Origin of the sequence: Synechococcus sp. SynAce01, assembly GCF_001885215.1 — a bacterium.
GTDB lineage: Bacteria > Cyanobacteriota > Cyanobacteriia > PCC-6307 > Cyanobiaceae > Regnicoccus > Regnicoccus frigidus.
The window spans coordinates 677,944-698,164 of record NZ_CP018091.1; the positions used below are offsets into that span (position 1 = coordinate 677,944).

Annotated in this window: 21 protein-coding genes and 1 tRNA gene; 16 read left to right on the plus strand and 6 right to left on the minus strand. The window is 65.7% G+C overall.

Annotated elements, in window-relative coordinates; genetic code table 11:
• Positions 1-216 precede the first annotated feature (216 nt).
• From BM449_RS03555 to BM449_RS03580, 6 genes are all read left to right on the plus strand, one after another.
• Positions 217-1,395: a pyridoxal phosphate-dependent aminotransferase gene (locus tag BM449_RS03555; RefSeq protein WP_071800087.1), complete on the plus strand. Its 1,179-nt coding sequence runs from the start codon at positions 217-219 to the stop codon at positions 1,393-1,395.
• A 21-nt stretch (positions 1,396-1,416) separates the two neighbouring features.
• Complete coding sequence (locus BM449_RS03560) at positions 1,417-2,352, plus strand: putative selenate ABC transporter substrate-binding protein (RefSeq protein ID WP_071800088.1); 936 nt, start codon at positions 1,417-1,419, stop codon at positions 2,350-2,352.
• Between the two features lie 3 nt (positions 2,353-2,355).
• Positions 2,356-3,150, plus strand: coding sequence for an ATP-binding cassette domain-containing protein (locus BM449_RS03565; protein ID WP_071800089.1), 795 nt, complete (start codon positions 2,356-2,358; stop codon positions 3,148-3,150).
• Positions 3,147-4,721 carry an ABC transporter permease subunit gene (locus tag BM449_RS03570; RefSeq protein ID WP_071800090.1) on the plus strand — a complete coding sequence of 525 codons (1,575 nt, stop codon included), beginning with the start codon at positions 3,147-3,149 and terminating at the stop codon, positions 4,719-4,721. The genes BM449_RS03565 and BM449_RS03570 overlap by 4 nt, the downstream gene beginning before the upstream one ends.
• 17 nt (positions 4,722-4,738) lie before the next feature.
• Complete coding sequence (locus tag BM449_RS03575; RefSeq protein WP_071800091.1) at positions 4,739-5,416, plus strand: GDSL-type esterase/lipase family protein; 678 nt, start codon at positions 4,739-4,741, stop codon at positions 5,414-5,416.
• Between the two features lie 157 nt (positions 5,417-5,573).
• On the plus strand, positions 5,574-6,428 hold the full coding sequence (locus BM449_RS03580; RefSeq protein WP_071800092.1) for a sigma-70 family RNA polymerase sigma factor: 855 nt from the start codon (positions 5,574-5,576) through the stop codon (positions 6,426-6,428).
• Here the strand turns inward: BM449_RS03580 and BM449_RS03585 are convergent.
• A complete protein-coding gene (locus BM449_RS03585) occupies positions 6,425-7,174 on the minus strand; it encodes a DUF92 domain-containing protein (RefSeq protein ID WP_071800093.1) in 750 nt (249 codons plus the stop codon). The genes BM449_RS03580 and BM449_RS03585 overlap by 4 nt on opposite strands.
• 153 nt (positions 7,175-7,327) lie before the next feature.
• Between BM449_RS03585 and BM449_RS03590 the strand changes: the two genes are divergently transcribed.
• Positions 7,328-7,729 (plus strand): hypothetical protein, encoded by a 402-nt coding sequence (locus BM449_RS03590; protein ID WP_071800094.1) that lies wholly within the window; start codon positions 7,328-7,330, stop codon positions 7,727-7,729.
• Between the two features lie 24 nt (positions 7,730-7,753).
• On the opposite strand, the gene BM449_RS03595 is transcribed toward BM449_RS03590, so the two are convergent.
• On the minus strand, positions 7,754-8,515 hold the full coding sequence (locus BM449_RS03595) for a 16S rRNA (uracil(1498)-N(3))-methyltransferase (protein ID WP_071800095.1): 762 nt from the start codon (positions 8,513-8,515) through the stop codon (positions 7,754-7,756).
• 41 nt (positions 8,516-8,556) lie between these two features.
• The gene (locus tag BM449_RS03600; RefSeq protein WP_071800096.1) at positions 8,557-9,009 is read right to left on the minus strand and encodes a DUF3531 family protein; all 453 of its coding nucleotides are present in this window, start codon (positions 9,007-9,009) and stop codon (positions 8,557-8,559) included.
• A 69-nt stretch (positions 9,010-9,078) separates the two neighbouring features.
• Here BM449_RS03600 and BM449_RS03605 point away from each other — a divergent pair, with 69 nt between their 5' ends.
• Both BM449_RS03605 and hslO read left to right on the plus strand, forming a co-directional pair.
• Positions 9,079-9,726, plus strand: a complete 648-nt coding sequence (locus BM449_RS03605) for an ABC transporter ATP-binding protein (RefSeq protein WP_071800097.1) — start codon at positions 9,079-9,081, stop codon at positions 9,724-9,726.
• A gap of 15 nt (positions 9,727-9,741) precedes the next feature.
• Positions 9,742-10,656, plus strand: coding sequence for an Hsp33 family molecular chaperone HslO (gene hslO, locus BM449_RS03610; RefSeq protein ID WP_071800098.1), 915 nt, complete (start codon positions 9,742-9,744; stop codon positions 10,654-10,656).
• Between the two features lie 24 nt (positions 10,657-10,680).
• Here the strand turns inward: hslO and BM449_RS03615 are convergent, their stop codons facing one another.
• The 3 genes from BM449_RS03615 to BM449_RS03625 form a co-directional block, all read right to left on the minus strand.
• A complete protein-coding gene (locus BM449_RS03615) occupies positions 10,681-11,382 on the minus strand; it encodes a CPP1-like family protein (RefSeq protein WP_071800099.1) in 702 nt (233 codons plus the stop codon).
• Between the two features lie 87 nt (positions 11,383-11,469).
• A complete protein-coding gene (locus tag BM449_RS03620; protein WP_071800100.1) occupies positions 11,470-11,694 on the minus strand; it encodes a hypothetical protein in 225 nt (74 codons plus the stop codon).
• A 70-nt stretch (positions 11,695-11,764) separates the two neighbouring features.
• The gene (locus BM449_RS03625; RefSeq protein ID WP_071800101.1) at positions 11,765-13,414 is read right to left on the minus strand and encodes a peptide chain release factor 3; all 1,650 of its coding nucleotides are present in this window, start codon (positions 13,412-13,414) and stop codon (positions 11,765-11,767) included.
• A 144-nt stretch (positions 13,415-13,558) separates the two neighbouring features.
• On the opposite strand from BM449_RS03625, the gene nrdJ reads away from it, so the two are divergent.
• The 7 genes from nrdJ (at position 13,559) to rfbD (ending at position 20,177) form a co-directional block, all read left to right on the plus strand.
• On the plus strand, positions 13,559-15,901 hold the full coding sequence (nrdJ, locus tag BM449_RS03630) for a ribonucleoside-triphosphate reductase, adenosylcobalamin-dependent (RefSeq protein ID WP_083544371.1): 2,343 nt from the start codon (positions 13,559-13,561) through the stop codon (positions 15,899-15,901).
• Positions 15,898-16,170 carry a hypothetical protein gene (locus BM449_RS03635; protein WP_071800102.1) on the plus strand — a complete coding sequence of 91 codons (273 nt, stop codon included), beginning with the start codon at positions 15,898-15,900 and terminating at the stop codon, positions 16,168-16,170. The genes nrdJ and BM449_RS03635 overlap by 4 nt, the downstream gene beginning before the upstream one ends.
• A gap of 105 nt (positions 16,171-16,275) precedes the next feature.
• Positions 16,276-17,157: a YitT family protein gene (locus tag BM449_RS03640; protein WP_071800103.1), complete on the plus strand. Its 882-nt coding sequence runs from the start codon at positions 16,276-16,278 to the stop codon at positions 17,155-17,157.
• A gap of 237 nt (positions 17,158-17,394) precedes the next feature.
• Positions 17,395-17,479, plus strand: a tRNA-Ser gene (locus BM449_RS03645).
• Positions 17,480-17,788: 309 nt separating this feature from the next.
• Positions 17,789-18,721 (plus strand): glucose-1-phosphate thymidylyltransferase RfbA, encoded by a 933-nt coding sequence (gene rfbA / locus BM449_RS03650; RefSeq protein WP_071801936.1) that lies wholly within the window; start codon positions 17,789-17,791, stop codon positions 18,719-18,721.
• Positions 18,721-19,293 carry a dTDP-4-dehydrorhamnose 3,5-epimerase gene (gene rfbC, locus BM449_RS03655; protein ID WP_071800104.1) on the plus strand — a complete coding sequence of 191 codons (573 nt, stop codon included), beginning with the start codon at positions 18,721-18,723 and terminating at the stop codon, positions 19,291-19,293. The genes rfbA and rfbC overlap by 1 nt, the downstream gene beginning before the upstream one ends.
• Positions 19,290-20,177 (plus strand): dTDP-4-dehydrorhamnose reductase, encoded by an 888-nt coding sequence (rfbD, locus tag BM449_RS03660; protein WP_071800105.1) that lies wholly within the window; start codon positions 19,290-19,292, stop codon positions 20,175-20,177. Before rfbC ends, rfbD begins: the two co-directional genes overlap by 4 nt.
• The last annotated feature ends 44 nt before the right edge of the window (positions 20,178-20,221 follow it).

Here is a 20,221-nt window from a genome sequence, read left to right on the forward strand (position 1 = left end):
TGAATCGCGGCTCAATGGAGACGGTTCGCCCGGCGAAAGGGAGCCCGAAATCGGTTCAGGATCGCTGCTCAAAACCAACGGCACCTCCGGGGTCGACCCTAGGCAGTGATCTGAAGAAAGCGATCCCTGCGTCAGGCAGGATGATTTCTCCATTCCCTGCTCTCCGCTGATGGAGTGCCGCCGCCCATGTTGCGGTCGAACGCTGCGCCCACACTGATGCCCCGCCCGTTGAACCTCTCGGCCCGGGCCATCGCGCTGCAACCCTCGCTCACCCTGGCCATCGCCGCCCGTGCCCGCCAGCTGCGGGCCGACGGTTTCGACATCTGCAGTCTGAGCGCCGGAGAACCGGACTTCGACACGCCCGCCTTCATCCGTGAAGCGGCCAGCGAGGCCCTTGGCCGCGGGGCCACCCGCTATGGCCCGGCCGCCGGTGAACCGGCCCTGCGTCAGGCGATCGCTAACAAGCTCAGCGTGGAGAACGGCATCCCCACAACGCCGGAGCAGGTGCTGGTCACCAATGGGGGCAAGCAGGCCCTCTACAACCTCTTCCAGGTGCTGCTGGGACCCGGTGATGAGCTGCTGCTGCCAGCCCCCTATTGGCTGAGCTACCCGGAAATGGCCCAGCTGGCCGGTGCCACGGTGCGGCGGCTGCCCACCGAAGCCCGTGATGGTTTCCGGCTCCTGCCCAGCAAGCTGGAGGCGGCGATCACCCCAGCCAGCAGGCTGCTCGTGCTCAACAGCCCCTCCAATCCCACCGGCATGGTGATGGATCGGGCCGAACTGGAGGGCATCGCCGCGGTGCTGCGGCGCCATCCCCAGGTGGCGGTGGTCTGCGATGAGATCTACGAATTCCTGCTGGCCCCCGGCCAGATCCATCACAGCTTCGCGGCGGTGGCACCCGACCTCCAACACCGCGTGTTTGTGGTGAATGGCTTTGCCAAGGGCTGGGCGATGACCGGCTGGCGGCTGGGCTATCTCGCCGGTGCTGCTGAGGTGGTGGCCGCGGCCAGTGCCCTGCAGAGCCAGAGCACCAGCAACGTCTGCACCTTTGCCCAGTACGGCGCCCTGGCCGCCCTGGAGGGTCCACGCACCTGTGTCACCGAAATGGCCGACCAGTTCAGCGAGCGACGCCGCCTGCTGGCTGACGGCCTGGCGCGGCTGCCGGGGGTTGAGCTGCAACCGCCCCAGGGAGCCTTCTACGCCTTCCCCGATATCAGCAGTTACGGCCTCGACTCGATGACCTTCTGCAATCGTGTGCTCGAGCAGGAAGGCCTGGCCGTGGTGCCTGGTGTGGCCTTCGGCGACGACCACTGCATCCGGCTCTCCTGCGCCGCCTCCCCCGCCACGATCCTGGATGGCCTGGCGCGCCTCGAACGATTTCTGACCAGCCTCTGAGCCCCCTCACCCCTCCCTCCGATGCGCTCTCCTTTCCGCCTTCCCGCGCTGCGGCGCCGAAAACGTTCGCGCGTGGTGCTGACCGGCCTGGCCCTGCTGCTGCTGTTGCCAGCCCTGCTGCCGCGCGCTGAGGCCCAGCAGAGGCTGTTGCGGATCAGTGCCATCCCCGATCAGAAACCGGAAACCCTCAACCGTCTCTACCCGCTGCTGGCCAACGAGCTCAGCCGCAGCCTGGGCGTGCCGGTGAGGTACGTGGCGGTGACCGATTACACCGCCGCCGTGAGCGCTTTCCGCCGCGGTGACCTTGACCTGGTCTGGTTCGGCGCCCTCACCGGGGTTCAGGCCCGGTTGCAGAAACCCGGCGCCAAGGTGATCGCCCAGCGTGACATTGACGCTTCGTTTCAAAGCCTGTTCATTGCCAACACCGCCAGCGGAATCAAGCCCCTGCGCAACCAGAAGGGGCTCACCGCCCTCATGGGAAAGCGCTTCACCTTTGGCTCGGAGAGCTCCACCTCAGGGCGCCTGATGCCCCAGTACTACCTGGGTCAGGCGGGGGTGAAGCTCAGGCACTTCGCCGGTGGTGCGCCGGGCTTCAGTGGCAGCCATGACGCCACGATCGCCCTGGTGCAGAGCGGCGCCTACCAGGCCGGCGTGGTGAACGAAGAGGTGTGGCAGAGCAGCCTCAGTTCCGGCAGGACCGACCCGAAGAAAGTAGCCGTGATCTGGCGCACCCCTGGCTACCCCAACTACCACTGGCTCGCCCAGCCGAATCTCGACCAGCGCTTTGGCCGGGGCTTCACCACCCGGCTCCAGTCCACGTTCATGAATCTCAATGCCAGCAACCCCCGGCAGGCCCAGATCCTCGACCTCTTCGGTGCCAAACGCTTCATCCCAGCATCGCAACGGCAATACGACCCCATCGAGAAGGTGGGTCGCGAGATCGGCAAGATCCGCTGAGCGATGGCCACCTCCAAAGAGCCCTCTCCACTGCTGGAGCTGCGTGGCGTCACGGTGCCGGGCCGCGGGGCCAACCGCCTGGAGGAGGTGTCCCTGCAGCTGCGGGCCGGGGAGCGCGTAGCCCTGCTCGGATCCAGCGGGGCGGGCAAGAGCACCCTGCTGGCGGTGGCCAATGGCCTGTTGCCTCCCCCAGCTGGAGCCGTGCTCTGGCAGGGGGCAGCGCCGGCCCGCTCCAGGCGGCTGCGGCAACGGCAGCGGGCCCGCATCGGCACCCTCTGGCAAGACCTGCGCCTGATCGAGGAGCTCACGGTGCAGCAGAACCTCAATGCGGCACGGCTGGCCGACTGGGGCTGGCCGAAGGCCTTGGCCAACCTGCTGCAGCCGCTTGAAACCGAAGCCAACGGGGCGGCCCTGCGGGAGGTGGACCTCGATCCAGCCCTGCTGCCCCAACCGGTCACCGCCCTCTCCGGTGGCCAGCGGCAGCGGCTGGCGATCGCCCGCCTGCTGCGCCAGGAGCCGGCGCTGCTGCTGGCCGATGAACCCCTGGCCCAGCTCGATCCCCGCCTGGCGGTGGAGCTGCTGGCCCTGCTGCTGCGCCAGGTCACCGGGTCACGAGCCCTGTTGCTCAGCCTGCACCGCCCTGATCTCGCCGGTGATTTCGACCGGGTGCTGGCCCTGAGGGCCGGAAAGCTGGTGCTCGACACGACCCCTGCGGAACTGAACCCCGACCTGCTGCGCTGGCTCTACGACCCCGATCCCGACCTGGACCCCGCCGCCACGCGGATCGGTCCACCATGACGACCACGGCCTGGAGCTGGCGTCCCGCCGCCCCGCTGTTGCCCCTGCTGCCGGCCCTCGCCCTTCTGCCGCTGTTGCTGGTGCTGCCCGGCCTGATCCATGGCGGCGGCTGGGAGCTGGTGGCCCAGTTCGCGGCGGCAGCGATCACCCCGTCGCTCGACCCGCTACTGCTGCGCACCGCCCTCGCCGGCCTTGGCATCACCGTGGGCATCGCCCTGCTCGGTTGGGCGCTCAGCCTGGCCCTGGGGCTGGTGGGTGGGGTGCTCAGCTCACGCATCGTCTGGCGAACCTGGCTGGGCGTGGCCTGGCCCGCCAGCGCCATCCGGCGGTTTCTGGCGGTGCCGCGCTCGATCCACGAATTGCTCTGGGGGCTGCTGTTGTTGCAGCTGCTGGGGTTGAAACCGGCCGTGGCGGTGCTGGCCATCGCCATCCCCTATGCCGCCCTGGTGGCCCGGGTGGTGAGCGACCTGCTCGATGCCTTGCCCACCGCCCCCCTCCAGGCCCTGCGCAGCGGCGGCGCCCCGGCCGGCGCCGCCCTGCTCACCGCCCTGGGACCGGCCTTGCTGCCCGGGGCCTTCAGCTACGGCGGCTATCGCCTGGAATGCGCCCTGCGCAGTGCCACCCTGCTCGGGGTGTTCGGGCTCGGTGGGCTGGGCACGGAATTGCGCCTGAGCCTGCAGTCGTTGCAATTTCACGAGCTCTGGACCGGCCTCTGGCTGCTGCTGGCGGTGATGCTGTCGCTCGAAGCCCTGCTGCGGGCCCTGCGCCACCGCTGGGGCATGCCGAGCCGGTTCAAGCTGACGACAGCTGGCGTGGGCCGCAGCGGCCGGGAACTGCTACTGGCCCTGCTCGGCCTGCTGCCCGTGCTGGTGCTGGTGGCGATGGCCCTGGAGATCAGCCCGGCCCAGCTGCTGGCCTGGCAGCCGCTGCCGCCACTGCAGGCCAACTGGCCGGCGGTGCTGGCCCTGCCCTGGGCCGCCCTGGTGGCCACCACCCTGGGCCTGACGCTGCTGGCCGCCTGCCTGGCGGTGGGCGTGGCCCCGCTGCTGTTGCTGCTGGTGGCACCCTGGCCCTGGGGTCGCCTGCTGTTGCGGGCCGTCTGGGCCATGGGCCGGCTGTGGCCGCCACCGCTCACCGCCCTGCTGCTGCTGTTCGTGCTCAAGCCCGGGGTCATCACCGCGGCGTTGGCCCTGGCTTTTCACAACCTCGGGGTGCTGGGCCGGCTGCTGCTGGAGGCCTGCGAAGACACCGCTGATCAACCCGGATCGGGCGGAGCCGAAGTGGCCCTGAGCTGCTCGGGCTGTGGTCCGCGGCTGGCCCTGCTCTACGGCCGCTTCAGTGGCCTGGCCCGCTCCTACCTGGCCTACGGCGCCTACCGGGCCGATGTGATCCTGCGGGAAACCGTGGTGGTCGGGCTGGTGGGGGCCGCCGGGCTGGGCAGCCTGCTGCTGGAGGCCCTCAGTTCGTTTGCCGTCGATGAGCTGATTGCCCTGATCGCGGTGTATGCCCTGCTGACCCTGCTGGGAGAAGATCTCAGCGACCGGGTCCGACAGCGACTGCTCTCGGGCTGACCCCCCTGCTCCCCGCGATGCCCGAGGCGATTCCCCGCAAGCTGGTGGTGCTGGGTGACAGCAGTGCCTACGGCTGGGGCGATCCGGACGAGGGTGGCTGGTGCGAGCGGCTGCGCCGGCACTGGATGCAGCTGCCCGGCGGGCCGGTGCTCTACAACCTCGGTGTGCGCGGCGATGGACTCGAGCGGCTGGCGGCTCGCCTGCCCAGCGAGGTGGGTTGCCGCGGCGAACTGCGCCGCCAGCTCCCCCAGGGCATCCTGATCAACATCGGCTTCAACGACAGCGCCCGGGTCGGGCGCCCCGATGGCCGCCACCAACTGGCGCCCGAGGCCTTCCTCTTTGGCCTGCAGCAACTGTTGCGCCAGGCCAAGGCCCAGGCGCCGGTGCTGGTGATCGGGCTCTCGCCGGTGGATGGGGCGGTGATGCCCTATGCCGGCTGCCTCTGGTACGAGCTCGCCGCCCTGCGCCGCTATGAGCGCCTGCTTGAGGAGGCCTGCCTCGAAGAGGACGTGCCCTTCCTGCCGCTGCTGGAGCCCCTGCTGGGCGATCCGCACTGGTTGCGGCTGATCGACGGCGATGGTGTGCATCTCAATGGAGCGGGCCATCAGCGGATCTTTGAGCGGGTGCGGCAGTGGCCGGCCCTGCTGCGTTGGGCGGGCCTGGAGCCGCTGGTGGCGTGCACGCCATCGGCCTGAAGGGGGGGCGTCTCCCCGAAATGGGGGGAGAAGAAATCCCCCTTTTGGGGGATAGCGCTGAGCGGGCCACTCGAAAGAGGGTGAAACCACGGAACTCCACACCCAGGAACTCCACCGACAGCACCACCACCGACAAGCCCCCCGCCCAAACCACGCCATGCCAGAGACCACCTACGCCAGCCTCAACCCCACCTTGCTGGGCCGCTATCACCGCAGTGCCGACCAACACGAACGCAACAGGCTGGTGGAACTCAACCTTCCCCTGGTGCGGAAGGTGGCTGATCGCCAGAGCCGCAGCACAAACCTGCCCTTCGACGATTTACTGCAATTGGGCTGCCTCGGCCTGATCAAGGCGATCGAAAGTTTCGATCCCGGCAAGGGCGTTGCCCTGAGCAGCTACGCCGTTCCCTACATCCGTGGGGCCATGCAGCACCACCTGCGCGACCAGCACCCGCCCCTGCGCTGCTCACGCCTGCTGCGCGAGCTCCACCGCCGCGGCCAGACCCTGCAGCAGCAATGCCTGCACCAGCAGTTGCCGGCCCTCGACGGCAAGGCACTGGCGGCAGCGCTCGGCTGCCAACCGGAGCGTTGGCAGGAGGCCTGCGCCCTCCACTGGGCACTGCAGCTGCGCAGCCTCGATGCCCCCGTGGGCCACGGGGAGGAATCCTCTCTGGCCCTGGTCGACCTGCTCGAAGCCCCGCAGACCCCCCACCCCTGCCGCCCAGACAGCCCGGCTGAATCGCCCTGCTGCGAACCCGAACCCCAGGACTGGCTGCGGCTGCGGCTGGGCCGCCTCGACCCCGACCTCCGCCAACTGCTGGAAGGACGGGTGTTGGCGGGAGCGTCGTGGCGCGAGCTCGGCGAAGCCCTGGGCCTGAAGGCCCGGGTGGCCCAGAAGCGCTTTGAGACGTTGGTGGCCCAGCTGCGGCTCGAACTCGGCGCCGAACTCGGCGAGCTGTTCAGCCCCCAAGACGAGCTGCAGAGCGCTGCCGCTCGGATCGTGCCGGGCTAGGGCAGCAGCAGGGCCAGGCCGATCGCCAGTAGCGCCGCGATCAGGGTCTGCAGACCGTTGACCAGCTCGTTGCTCAGCCAGCGATAGCGCCCCTGCAGAGTGGCGCCGATCAGGCTCTCGATCAGGGTCGCCAGCAGGCCCACCAGGGTCACCAGCCCAACGGCCGCCGGAGAAGAGAGCAGGCCCAGGGCCCAGAGCAGCAGGGCCATGGCACCACTGCCCACCAGGCTGGCCAGGGTTCCCTCCAGGCTGATTGCCCCCTCGGTGCCAGCCGGAACCCGCCGCAGGCTGGTGATCAACACGGTGGTGCGTCCCCAGCGCTTGCCGATCTCGCTGCCGCAGGTGTCAGCCAGCTTGGCGGCAAAACTGGCGCTGAAGCCCAGCAACAGCAAGGGCACCGGTGCAGCCGGCGCGGTGGTGAGCAGGGCCAGGCCAGCGCCGGTCGCCGCCGAACCCCAGACGTTCTCAGGTCCGCGCCGGCCGCCGCGGGCTTCGGCCAGCCCCGCTTGCTGCTTGCGGCGATAGCCCAGCCTGGTCACCAGCGACCCCAGCAGCAGATAGAGCACCACCGCCAGCCAGCCGCGCCAGCCCAGGGTCCCCCAGAGCAGGCTGCCGAGGATGCCGGCATGGACCCAGCCGGCAGGGGTGAGCAGGGGCAGGCGCTGGGCCAGGGCGATCAGGGCGGCGTTGAGCCCCAGGGCTAGAAGCCAGTGCACAAGGGTCTGGGTTGGCAGGGCAAACGGCACGACAAGGCGAAGGCGGCTGCTGTTCAGTGTCGATGGCGGTGGCAGTGGCGATGGCGGTGGCTGGGCGATGACTGTGTTGCACTAGCCCGAGGCCTTGGCACCAGGCTCTCGCCCAGGCGGATAATTGGGAGACCTGCTGCTCCTACCCTCGCCATGGTGTTCAACCGCAAGCCTGCGTTCTTCCTCAACCTTGACAAGAACGAGCCGAAAGACCCTCTGGCTGTGGCCCCCGTTGCCCCAAAAGCGGACGCAGCCAAGAAGGCCAGTCCGGCCATGGCAGCGACTGCGGCGAAACCTGCAGTTGCCTCCGCGCCTGCCGCTGAACCGGCTCGGGCCGCCAGCCCAGCGGTTCTGACCACCGCCAAAGTTCTGACCACCGCCGAGGTGATCGCCGCCGAGCTTCGCCTCAGCCAGGAGAACAGCCCCCCGCCGTCGACGGTCACCTTTGCGCCGGAACAGCTGATCCCCTCCGCTGCCCTGCCCCGCCCCCGTCGCCTGGCCGGCGCCAACCTGGCTGGCTTCAAGGCGATCGCCAATTCCCTGACCAGCGGCTAAACAGCCGTTGATCAGCGGCTGAACTCAGCAGCCCCAGCGGGCCGCTCTCCACGCGCTGATCTGGCCCAGTCCGGCGACGGCTGCGGTGGACGTGCGCAGGATGCGCGGACCCAGGTCCACCGCCTGCCAGCCCGCCGCGATGGCCCGCTCCTCTTCATTCGGGCTCCAACCCCCTTCTGGCCCGATGGCGAGCTTTACGCCCTGGGACGCCAGCGGCGCGCTGAGGGAGTCGGCCCATGGGCCCAGAAGCTCGCAGAGGCGGGGCAGCTCCTGCCGACGCGAGGTGGCGATCAGGGCCAGGCCCGGCCAGGGCTGCGCCAGCCACTCCTGGGCCTGCACGGCCTCGCCCAGCTCGGGCAGCCACAGCCGCTCGCATTGCTCGCTGGCCTCGCGCAGGATCGCCGTCCAGCGTTCCGTCCGCCCCGCCTGAATCCCCCCTGTGCCGCGCTCTGCCAGCAACGGCTGCAGCCGGTCGACCCCCAGCTCGCAGGCCATCCGCACCACCACGTCGCCATCGAGCCGAGGCATCGCCACCGCCAGGGTGAGGGCAGGGGCGGCGGCGGCGACGGCTTCAAGGGGTTGGCCGGGCGGTTGCTCCAGCCGGGCGGTGCGCCGATCGAGCAGCACGGCACTCCAGAGGCGGCCAGCGCCATCAACAACGGCAAAGCGATCACCGTTGCCGTACCGCAGCACGCGCGTGAGGTAGCGGCTCTCCTCGGCATTGAGGGCCAGGTCGCCGCCAAGCCGGGCGGGATCGATCAGCAGGCGGCGCAGTTCGCGGGCCATGGCAGGGGGGCAGCGGGGTGTGCTGTTGCGGGCAGTGCCGCTCAGTTGTTACCCAGCGGGAAGAGGGCGTCGGCCTGTTCCTCCACGGGCCAGTCCTCGTTGACCCCACCGATCACCAGTTCGGCGATCTCGACGACTTCCTTGTCGAGCTGGTGCAGGGCATTGATCAGCACGTCGAGGGCCACACCATCGCTGGTGCCGAGATCCAGCCAGCAGCGGGCCCAGTCGTCCTGATACTCCAGCTCACCCATGTTGTGCATCAGGGCCGGCAACGACTTTTCAGCGCCCTCGCTGTCGTACGTCATCCAGCTCAGATCAGCGCCCTCCTCGTGCACCTGCAGGTTTTCAGCGTTGAAGGCCCCCAACTTGCCGAGGAAAAACAGACTTTCAAACACCGTGTTCACATAGCCCTGCTCTCCCTGGCCGGGGTTATCGGCGAAACGGAGCCAGATCCAGCAGTTGAACGGATCCACGTCCCGAAATCTGACGTCCATCGGCAGCGCTTTCGCATTGGCCCCCCATCCAACACGGCCACTGCAAGCTGGTACGACCTGAGGCCCCCCATGCTGGAGCTCCAAGCCCTGCGTTACCAGCCAGCCACCGCCGCTGAAGCCGTGCTCAACGGCCTGGATCTGACGCTCAAACCAGGGGAGCCGGCCCTGGTGGCGGGCCGCAGCGGCTCGGGTAAGACCACCTTGATGGAGCTGATCTGCGGCCTGGCCACGCCCAGTGGCGGCACGATCCGCTGGCAGGGTCAGCCGCTGAACGCCCGCCAGCGCCGCTGGCTCTGCGGTCTGGTTTTTCAGTTTCCTGAGCGTCACTTCCTGGGGTTGAGCGTGGGCCAGGAATTGAAACTGGGTCAGCGTCGGCTGCCGGCCGAGAAGCTCGAGGCCGTGCTTCACCAGGTGGGTCTGGGCTCTCTATCGCTGCAACAGGCACCGGAGCGGCTCAGCGGCGGCCAGCAACGGCGCCTGGCGCTGGCGGTGCAACTGGTGCGCGATCCAGCCGTTCTGCTGCTCGATGAACCCACCGCCGGGCTGGATTGGTCGGTGCGCCAGGAGGTGCTGCAACTGTTGGCCCAGCTCAGCCGCGACCGGGTTCTGCTGGTGGTCACCCACGAGCCGGAGCTGTTCCGTGGCGTGATTGATCGGGGTTGGCTGTTAGAGCAGGGCGCGCTTCGCCCCCTGCCCGCACTCCTTACGATGCTCTGAAATGGGGGTGGGCCGATGCCCGATCAGTTGGTGCGGGCCACGGCGGCCGAGGGCGGGATTCGGCTGGTGGCAGCTACCACCACCGTCACCAGTCGCTATGCGCGCCGGCGGCACAAACTCTCGTATCTCACCACGGCCCTGCTCGGCCGGGCGATGACCGCCGGCCTGCTGCTGGCCAGCTCGATGAAGGTGGCCCACGGCCGGGTGAACCTGAGGATCCAGTCCGATGGCCCGTTGCGCGGCCTGATGGTGGATGCCGGCCGCGATGGCAGCGTCCGCGGCCATGTGGGGGCGCCGGGCCTGGAGCTCGACCTGGTTGAAACGGGCGGAGGACGGCACGGTTTCGATTTTCGCAAGGCCACCGGCACCGGCTACCTCCACGTCGTGCGCGACCTGGGCAAGGGCGAGCCCTACAGCAGCACCGTGGAGCTGGTCAGCGGCGGCATCGGGGAGGATGTGGCCTCCTACCTGCTCCACTCCGAGCAGACGCCCTCGGCCCTGTTCGTCGGCGAGCAGATCGACAACAGCGGCGTGCGCTGTTGCGGCGGTGTGCTGGTGCAGGTGCTGCCCAAGGCGGCCAGCGAGCCGGCGCTGGTGGCCCTGCTGGAGGCGCGCTGCCGGGAGATCACCGGCTTCAGCCGCCGCCTGGCCGCTTGTGACGGCAACCTGCAATCCCTGCTCGAAGACATCTTTCCGGATCTCGATCCCCACCTGCTCGAAGACGCCGAAGCCCAGCAGAACGTGACCTTCCACTGCCCCTGCACCCGTCGCCGCAGCGTCGATGCCCTGCGCATGCTCGGCGAGGCGGAACTGAATGCCATCCTCGATGAGGACGGCCGAGCTGAACTGACCTGCCACTTCTGCAACGAGGTCTACGGGGTGGAGGAAGGGGAGCTGCGGGAGCTGATCCGGGAGCTGGCCCTGGCCTGAACTCAGGGCATCAACAGCCTGAGCTCAGGTGATCATCAGGGCTCCCCAGAGCAGCAGCAGCATGGCCGGCAAGCTCTGCACCTGCTCGGGATCGAGGGGCAGCCCGAGCGGAAGGGAGGGATCGAGCAGCTGAAGCAGACCGCCACCGAGCAGCAGGCCGACGCACAGCAACGCGAAGCTCCAGCCCACAGCCCCGAGTAAGCGGCCGTTGCGGCGCTGCAGATTCACCACCGTCACGCCCGTGGCCAGGGCCAACAGCACTTCGGCCGAGCCGGCGGGGGCGACCAGCAGCAGCAGAATCACCAGGCCGCCGGCGATCAGCGGAAACCAACGCTCACGATTTTCGGCCAACACCAGGGTCGGCAGGCTCAGTGACGGGCGACTGAGCTTGACGCCACTGAGCTGGGGCAGGGCGGGCATGGCAGGCAGCGAGGGCCGAGAGGGCGTGCGGCTCGCCACGGCCGGCTTGAGTTCCTCGCGCTTGGAGGCCGTCACCGCCGCACTGCTGACCTTGCCTTGCTGGCGCTCGCGCAGCCGTTCCATCAGAACGGCGTCGTAGGCGGTTTCCACCTGAGCACGGGCCTGGGGGTCGTCGCCGACGGCGCTGAGGCGATCCTTGCGGGCTGCCTGAACGTCATCAAAACTGGCATCAGGGGCAATGCCGAGCCGCTCGTAGGGGCTGGCGCCATCGGCAGCACTGGGAAATGGGGCGGAACCGTTGGTCATGGCCTCCAATGCAGCGGACAGAGTGATAGCCCGAGCGTATCGAGGCGCGGCGCCGGCGGACGTTCAGGGAAGGTACCGAAGCACGATTCAGAAGAGCGGTTCGCTGAATTGATAGCCATCCTCCTGTTGCAGATCACGGCGCCGGGCCTCGGCTTCTTCAGCCGCCAGCCAGTGGCGGTGCTTGAGCAGGGGCATCTGGGGCGGCAGATGGCTGCCTTCGTGCACTTCGACGGTTTCCTGACGGGGTAAAAAACGCACGTAATCACAGCCCCCGTCACGGCAGGGACGCACCAGCCAAAGATGGTCGGGCACGGTTGTTACCTTTCTTTGTAATCGATTCTGGCGAGGCCCGGCGGGTGCCGTGGCTCAGCGCAGACGATCTTCAGAGGGCGATCGGCTCGACACCGCTGACCACCGGAGCCACGGCACTGAGGCCGAGTTCTGGGTGGTCCTCGTTGAGCTGGTTGAGGTTCCAGCTGTTCTTGAACAGCAGCACCGGCCGGCCCCAGGCATCGCGCACGGTCTTGCAGTTGAACAGACGACCGACAACCTCAAGGGCTTCCCAGCCACCGGTTACCCAGCGAGCCAGGGAGAAGCCCAGCGGTTCGAGCCGGGTTTCCACGCCGTATTCGTTCTGCAGCCGGTATTGCACCACCTCCAGCTGCAACTGGCCGACTGCCGCCAGGATCGGGTCCCGCTTGCTGAGATCGGTGTCGTAGAGCACCTGCACGGCGCCTTCCTCACGCAGCTCATTCACCCCCTTGCGGAAGGCCTTGAAGGCCGAGGGGTTGGGGTTGCGCAGCCAGGAGAAGATCTCAGGGCTGAAGCAGGGAATGCCTTCGTACTCCACCTTCTGACCCACATAGAGAGTGTCGCCGATGGCGAACATGCCGGGGTTGTTCAGGCCGATCACGTCGCCGGGGTAGGCGTCTTCGACCACCTCGCGGTCTTGGCCGAACAGCTTCTGGGGGCGCGAGAGCCGGATCGAGCGGCCGGTGCGGGCATGGCGCACGGTCATGTCCTTGGCGAAGTGGCCGGAGCAGACCCGCACGAAGGCGATCCGGTCGCGGTGGCGCGGATCCATGTTGGCCTGGAGCTTGAACACAAAGCCGCTGAACTCGGGCCGCAGCGGATCCACCGGGCCGTCCTGGCTGTGGCGGGCCACCGGCCGCTGGGCCAGCTCCAGGAAGGCATCGAGGAAGGGCCGCACGCCGAAGTTGGTCATCGCCGAGCCGAAGAACACCGGGCTCAGCTCGCCGGCATGGACCAGCTCCAGATCGAGCTCGGCACCGGCGCCATCGAGCAACTCCAGTTCGTCGAGCGCCTGAGCCAGGAGTTCCGGCTCCACCAGTTCGGCCAGTTCGGGGCTGCCGGCGGCCAGGTGCCGCTCGCCTGCCTGCCGGCCGCGCTCGGCTCGCGTAAACAGAATCACGTCGCGGCTGCGGCGATCGATCACACCGCGAAAACGATCGCCGCTACCGATCGGCCAGTTCACCGGCCAGCAGGTGAGCCCCAGCTCGCTTTCGATCTCGTCGATCAGCTCCAGGGGCTCACGCCCCGGCCGGTCCATCTTGTTGATGAAGGTGAAGATCGGCACGCGCCGCATCCGGCACACCTCAAACAGCTTGCGGGTCTGGGGCTCCAGGCCTTTGGCGGCGTCTTCGAGCATCACCGCGTTATCGGCGGCGGCCAGGGTGCGGTAGGTGTCTTCTGAAAAATCCTGGTGCCCCGGCGTGTCGAGCAGGTTGATCGTGCTGCCGGCGTAGTCGAACTGGAGCACGGTGGAGGTGATCGAGATGCCGCGCTGCTTCTCGAGCTCCATCCAGTCGGAGGTGACCTTGCGTTGCTCGCCCTTGGCCTTCACCGCGCCCGCCTGCTGAATAGCCCCGCCGTAGAGCAACAGTTTTTCGGTGAGGGTGGTCTTGCCCGCGTCGGGGTGGGAAATGATCGCGAAATTGCGGCGCCGGGCCACCGCTTCGGCCAGGGAGCTCAGGCCCGTGGGCTCACTGGTGCTGCTGGAGCTGCTGGTCATGGAGCCAGCCTGCCAGCAGGCTCACCCGGGCTTTCGCCGCTGCTGCCTCCACCGCCGCCTTCACCACTGTCTCTGGTGCTTTCGGAACCTTGCCGCCACCACAGGTGGCGTTTAAGCTGAGCCAACCAGACCAGCAGCGCTGCCGTGACCCTCACCCCCACCCGTCTCGACCTGGCTGATCCCAGCCGGCGCGGCACCAGCGAGCACCCCGATTTTCCGGCCACCGCTCCGGCGGCCAATCCGGTCTTTTACCGCACCTATTCCCGCCGCACCGAAGGCGGCCGCGAGAGCTGGCACCAGGTGTCGGAGCGCAACCTCGAGGGTCTGCGCCAGCTGGGCGACCTCAGCGCTGAGGAAGTGGCGCTGATCCGCCGCATGCAGACCTACCAGCAGGCCCTGCCCTCGGGGCGCTGGCTCTGGATCGGTGGCACGCCCTGGATTCAGCAGCGCCACAACTTCTCCGGCGCCTACAACTGCACCTCCACCAACCTGATCGACTGGGAAGCCTTCGGTCTGATGATGGACCTGGCGATGATGGGCTGCGGCACCGGCGCCATCATCGAACCGCGCTTAATTGAGCGGCTGCCGCTGCTGCGCAACCGGCTGGTGATCGAGAGCGTCAGCCCGATCGGTGTCACCCCCGCAGCCGAGCGCCAGGAGGCCACCCGCTCCAGCAGCGCGGGCAACCGGGTGACGATCAAGGTGGGGGACACCCGCCGCGGCTGGGTGGACAGCTACCAGCGTTTGCTGGAACTGAGCAGCGACACCAGCTTCAGCGCCGATGCTGCGATCACGGTGAACGTGGATCTCTCCGATGTGCGGCCAGTGGGCGAAACGCTCAAGGGCTTCGGCGGCATGGCCAACCCGGTGAAACTGGGCGATCTCTACGGCCGGGTGGCCCAGATCCTCAACAAGGCGAATGGCCGCCAGCTCACGTCGGTGGAGTGCTGCCTGCTGATCGATGAGGCCGCCGTCACGATCGTGGCGGGCAACATCCGCCGCAGCGCCGGCATGCGCCAGTTCGCCGCCGAGGATGGCTCCGCCGCTGGCGCCAAGGAAAACCTCTGGCAGCAAGACGCTGAAGGCAACTGGAGCATTGATCCCGACCGCGACGCGCTGCGGATGGCCAACCACACCCGGGTGTTCCACAACCGCCCCTCCAAAGAGGTGGTGCTCGAAGCGGTGGTCAAGCAGTTCCAGAGCGGCGAAGGCGCGATCCAGTTCGCCCCTGAGGCGATCGCCCGCTCCAATGCCGACCTGCTGCCCACCGCCGAGCTGCGCAGCGAGTTCATCGACATCTACGTCGACCAGGGCCGCGAGGAAGCCGGCCGCTGGCTCAACCTCCATCACCCCGAGATCAGCGCCGCCGAGCTGGAGCACCGGCTGGGACGTTATGGGCTCAATCCCTGCGGCGAAATCCTGGGAGCTGATTTCCACTGCAACCTGGCCGAAATCCACCTCAACCGCATCGATCCAGCCGACCATCAGGCCCAGGCCGATGCCTTCAAGGCCGCTGGCCTGGCGGTGGCCTGCCTGCTCAACCACGATTTCGAGGTGGAGCGTTACCGCCAGAGCCGCGCCTGGGATCCGATTGTGGGCGTGAGCTTCACCGGCCTGTTCGATTTCTTCGTGCATGCCTTCGGCACCCCCTGGCTGAACTGGTGGGAGGCGGGCCGCCCCGAAACAGAAGCCGGTCTGGCCTTCAAGGCGCAGGAAGCGGAGTATCTGAGCCGCTGGAAGCAGGTGGTGAACACGGCGGTGTGGGACTACTGCGATCGCCACGGCCTGCGTCGCCCCAATCGTTGCACCACCGTGCAACCGGCCGGCACCAAGAGCCTGCTCACCGGCGCCAGCCCCGGCTGGCACCCTCCCAAGGCGCAGCGCTTCATCCGCCGCATCACCTTCCGCAAGAACGATCCGGTGGCCCTGGCCTGCCTCGACTACGGCTACACGATCGTGCCAAGCCAATCGGACAAAGACGACAACGGTCGCCTGCTGGATAATCCCTTCGATCCACGCTGCACCGAATGGCTGGTGGAAATCCCCACCGAAGTGAGCTGGGCGAACATCCCTGGCGCCGATGCGGTGGAGATCAACAACTTCTCCGCCCTGGCCCAGTTCGACTTCTACATGCAAGTGCAGACGCACTACACGGCCCACAACACCTCTGCCACCGTCGAGTTTCGCGAGAACGAAATCGAGCCGTTGGCCGAAGCGATCCATCAAGCGATCGATGGCGGCAAGGGCTATATCTCAGCAGCCCTGCTGGCCCGCTTCGATGCCAACGCCACCTTCCCGCGCCTGCCGTTTGAACCCATCGATCAGGCCACCTACAGCCGCCTGAGCGAAGAGGTGTTAAGCCGCCGCCGCACCGGTGATTTCTTCGAAGCCCTGCAGCGCTACGACCGCGGCGAACTGGTGGAAGCCGGTCCGGCTGGTTGTGATTCCGACAAGTGTTTGCTGCCCCTGGCCAAGCCCACCCCATGAACTGGCGATTGCTGGCGTTGGTGAGTGGCCTGCTGCCGGTGGCTTTGCAGGCTTCGCCTGGTTGGGCCAACAGTTCACTTAACCCCAGCATCGAAGAGATGTGCGAGGGCTTGGTTGTGATCAACGACAAAATCGGAGCCACTGCCGCCCCAGGAACAGCAATGGGAGCGCGCATGCAAACGGAACTCTCACTCTCACCGGCGCAATACGGCGCCCTCTGGTCGTTGATGAAACTCACACCCACCCCCACTTGCACAAAGCTCTACTGAAGAAGTCATACCCGCAGTGGCTGGCCAGAAAGTTGCTCTCCAAGGCAGCAGCCCAGGTCCGAAAGCTGACCAGAATCAGTTGAGCATTGAAATCTGGAAGGGCCCATGAATCGCCTACTCAAGAGCTATACGGTCATCGTATTTGCCGGGATCCTCTATGCTATTGCCCTCAAATATTTCATTCTTCCCTCGAAGGTGATTCTAACGGGGACCGAGGGTATTGCCACAGCTTTGTCGTACTACTTCGAAAGCTTCAATCTATTCATTGTCCTCTATGTGATCTTTCAGGCCCTTTTGCTGGTCTTTGCTTTTACGCGGATCAGCAAGGTATTTGCCCTGCGATCGCTGGTTGTCGTCAGCACCGTTGTGCTGACTCTGTTGATCTTGCCAGAACAGAGCTTTGCCCGGCCTGAACCCCAGAATGAACGCATCATTCTGGTGATTTTCGGTGGCTTGCTGGCCGGGGTGGCCAAGGCTCTGGCCTTCAAGAATCGTGGGTCCACCGGCGATGAAGACATCATTGGTGCCTATTACGCCACCAAACACCTCAAGCCAGTTGGATCGATCGCCGTAATCGCCTCGGTTGGATCCACCGCCTTCGGGTTGATTGTTGACTTCCTCAAGAATGGTGAGTTTGAGTCTGTGGTCAACACACTGATGTACACCTGCCTCTACATCTTTGTTTCCACAGAAACTTTAAATGACCTTTACCACAAGTTCAAGATCACGATGCTGGCGATCATCACGCACCAACGCGATGCCATCGGCCAGGCCATTTGTGATTCCTCCTCGCATCGCACCTACTCGGCCCACCCGATCACCGGTGGCCGCAGTGGAGACTCCTACTACGTGGTGAGAACGATCATCACCCAGGAAGAACTACCACCGATGATCACTTCAATCCAAGCCATTGACCCCGATTGCTTCTACTACTATCATGACGTTGAAGGTGTCTCCAGCCAGTACTACATCACACCAATTGGCTGACTCACACCAATAAACTGAAACACAGCCATTGGACAATCAAGACCGATCAAAACCTATGCACTGAGGCTGTGGCCAGCTGGCCACCACCATCGCCGCCCGCCTTCCCCATCAGATGGGCTGCAGCGCTGAGCAGGGCATCGATTTTGTGGATTTCAGCCCCTGGGAAGCCTTTTTGAAGGCCTGGGGCATGGGAAGCTAGGAGAGCTGCTGGCCGTTACGGGCTCCAGTGGCTATTCTGGAGGGGTGGTCGAGTGGTTGATGGCTCTGGTCTTGAAAACCAGCGAGGCGAAAGCCTCCGCGGGTTCGAATCCCGCCCCCTCCGTTGCCCACGAGTCCCACTGCTCCACATCGGGCTCGATTCAGCAGCAGCGGGGAAGGCAGAGTACGGCGAAACAACAGCCAATTGTATCCGTTGATACCGGCAAAACTTTGCATGCTTGCTTCTCTCACTGAGTCGCAAGAAGCCCTTCCCAATGCCTTGATACCAACTCAAAAAACATCAATTCTAGGTTGTTTAGACGCCAGCACTGAAGAGCATTCACAACATAAACTCATCCATTGATTCGAAGATATTCTTGGTTAAGACAAGATTCACTATTTAAGCTACTGGCCATTGACCATCAAGCCGCTGATGCACACAACCGCACCTGCCCGCAAGGGGCTGATTCTGGCAGGCGGCAATGGCACACGGCTGGCACCGCTCACAACTGCCGTCAGCAAACAGTTGATGCCCGTCTATGACAAACCGATGATCTATTACCCACTCAGCACCTTGATGCTGGCGGGTATTCGTGAAATTCTGATCATCACCACACCGGTCGACCGCGCCGCCTTTGAGCGTCTGCTGGGCGATGGCAGTAGCTGGGGAATGGAGATTCACTATGCCGTTCAGCCCAGTCCTGATGGCCTTGCTCAGGCCTTTCTGATTGGCGAGGACTTTCTAGGTGGAGCAGCCGCAGCCCTCGTCTTGGGCGACAATCTTTTTCATGGCCATGAGCTGGCCCAGCAACTTCAAACCTCTAACGCCAGCCATGATGGCGCCACGGTTTTCGCCTATGGAGTCGGCGATCCTGAGCGCTATGGCGTCGTCGAATTTGCTGCTGATGGACGTGTCTTGAGTATCGAGGAAAAACCCGAAAAGCCTAAATCCCGCTATGCCATCACCGGCCTTTACGTGTATGACCACACGGTGGTGGAACGAGCCAAACAGGTGAAGCCATCAGGGCGCGGCGAACTGGAAATCACTGATCTGAATCGCCAATACCTGGATGAAGGCCTTCTGCGGGTCGAATTGATGGGTCGCGGCATGGCCTGGCTGGATACGGGCACCCCGGATTCGCTGCATGAGGCCGCCAGTTACATCCGCACCTTGGAGCACCGGCAAGGGCTCAAGGTGGGTTGCCCTGAAGAAGTGGCCTGGCGGCTGGGGTGGATTGATGACGACCAGCTTGAACGTTTGGCCCAACCACTCAAGAAAAGCGGCTACGGCAACTATCTACTACGCCTGCTCAGTGATGGCATGGATTCCGTGCTGACGACTGCCGCGATCAAAGGAGCTGCTTGATGGAAGCCAAGACTTACGCGATCGCAGGGCCCATCTTGCTCACACCCAAGGTATTCGAAGATGATCGAGGCTTTTTCTTCGAGAGCTGGAATGCGCGCAGTTTTGCTGCGGCCCTCGGCGTCAGCGAAGCGGAAGCGCCGATCTTCATGCAGGACAACCACTCCCGCTCGAGCCAGGGAGTGCTGCGTGGTCTTCACTATCAACTGCAGCCAGAACCACAAGGCAAGCTGGTGCGCTGCGTCGCCGGCGAAATTTTTGATGTGGCCGTCGACATCCGGGGCAGCTCGGCCACTTTCGGGCAGTGGGTTGGTGAGCGCCTGAGCGCCGAAAACCACCAATTGCTGTGGATACCACCCGGCTTTGCCCATGGTTTTCTCACCCTCAGCCCCTCAGCCGACGTTCTCTATAAGGCCAGTGGCCTATGGAGCAAAACTTGTGAACGCTCCCTGCTCTGGAGCGACCCAGCCATCGCCATCGCCTGGCTACTGGGCGAACTGAGCGGCGTGGAACCGTTGCTGGCCAGCAAAGATGCGTCGGCGCCGCTGTTGGTGGATGCCGAGGTGTTTGCGTGAAGGTGATCATCACGGGCAAAGATGGCCAGCTTGGTCAGGCCCTGATCGATTCCGTGCCCCAGGGGGTGGAACTGATGGCAACGGGGCGGGATCAGCTCAACCTCGCCGATGCCGGGGCCTGCCGCCAAATCGTCTATGAATTCAAACCCGATTGGGTCATCAGCGCTGGGGCCTACACGGCGGTCGATCGCGCCGAATCAGAACCAGACCTGGCCATGGCGGTGAATGCCAGTGCACCGGGGGCCTTTGCCGAAGCCCTCGCTGAAACTGGCGGAAAGCTGCTCCAAGTGAGCACCGATTTCGTCTTCAACGGCGCCCAAGGCCATCCCTATGAACCCGCCCAAGCCATGCAACCGCTGGGGGTCTACGGCAAGACAAAGGCGGCAGGTGAATCCGCCGCACAGGCCGCTTTAACACCAGAGCAGCTCACAATCCTGCGCACCAGCTGGGTCTATGGGCCGGTGGGCAAGAACTTCTGCCTCACCATGCTGCGCCTGCACCGGCAGAACGCCGAAACGGGAGAACCCCTCGGAGTGGTGGCCGATCAGGTGGGATGCCCTACCAGCACCCTCACCCTGGCCAGCGCCTGCTGGGCTGCCACCGCAAAGCAAGGGGGTGGAGTGCTCCATTGGTGCGATGCCGGTGCAGCCAGCTGGTACGACTTCGCCATCGCCATCGGCGAACTCGGTGTCAGCGCCGGACTGCTGCACAAAGCCGCCCAGGTCAAGCCGCTCACAACGGCCGACTACCCGACACCAGCAGAGCGGCCCAGCTATACCCTGCTCGATTGCACCAGTAGCCGCCAGGCACTCAACCTGCAGGCCACCCACTGGCGAGAAGCTCTGGCCGCTGTGCTCGGAGCGGTGTCGACACCAAAAAGCTAAGGCCCATCCTTCAGGAGATCACCCAACACACCACCCACAGGCCC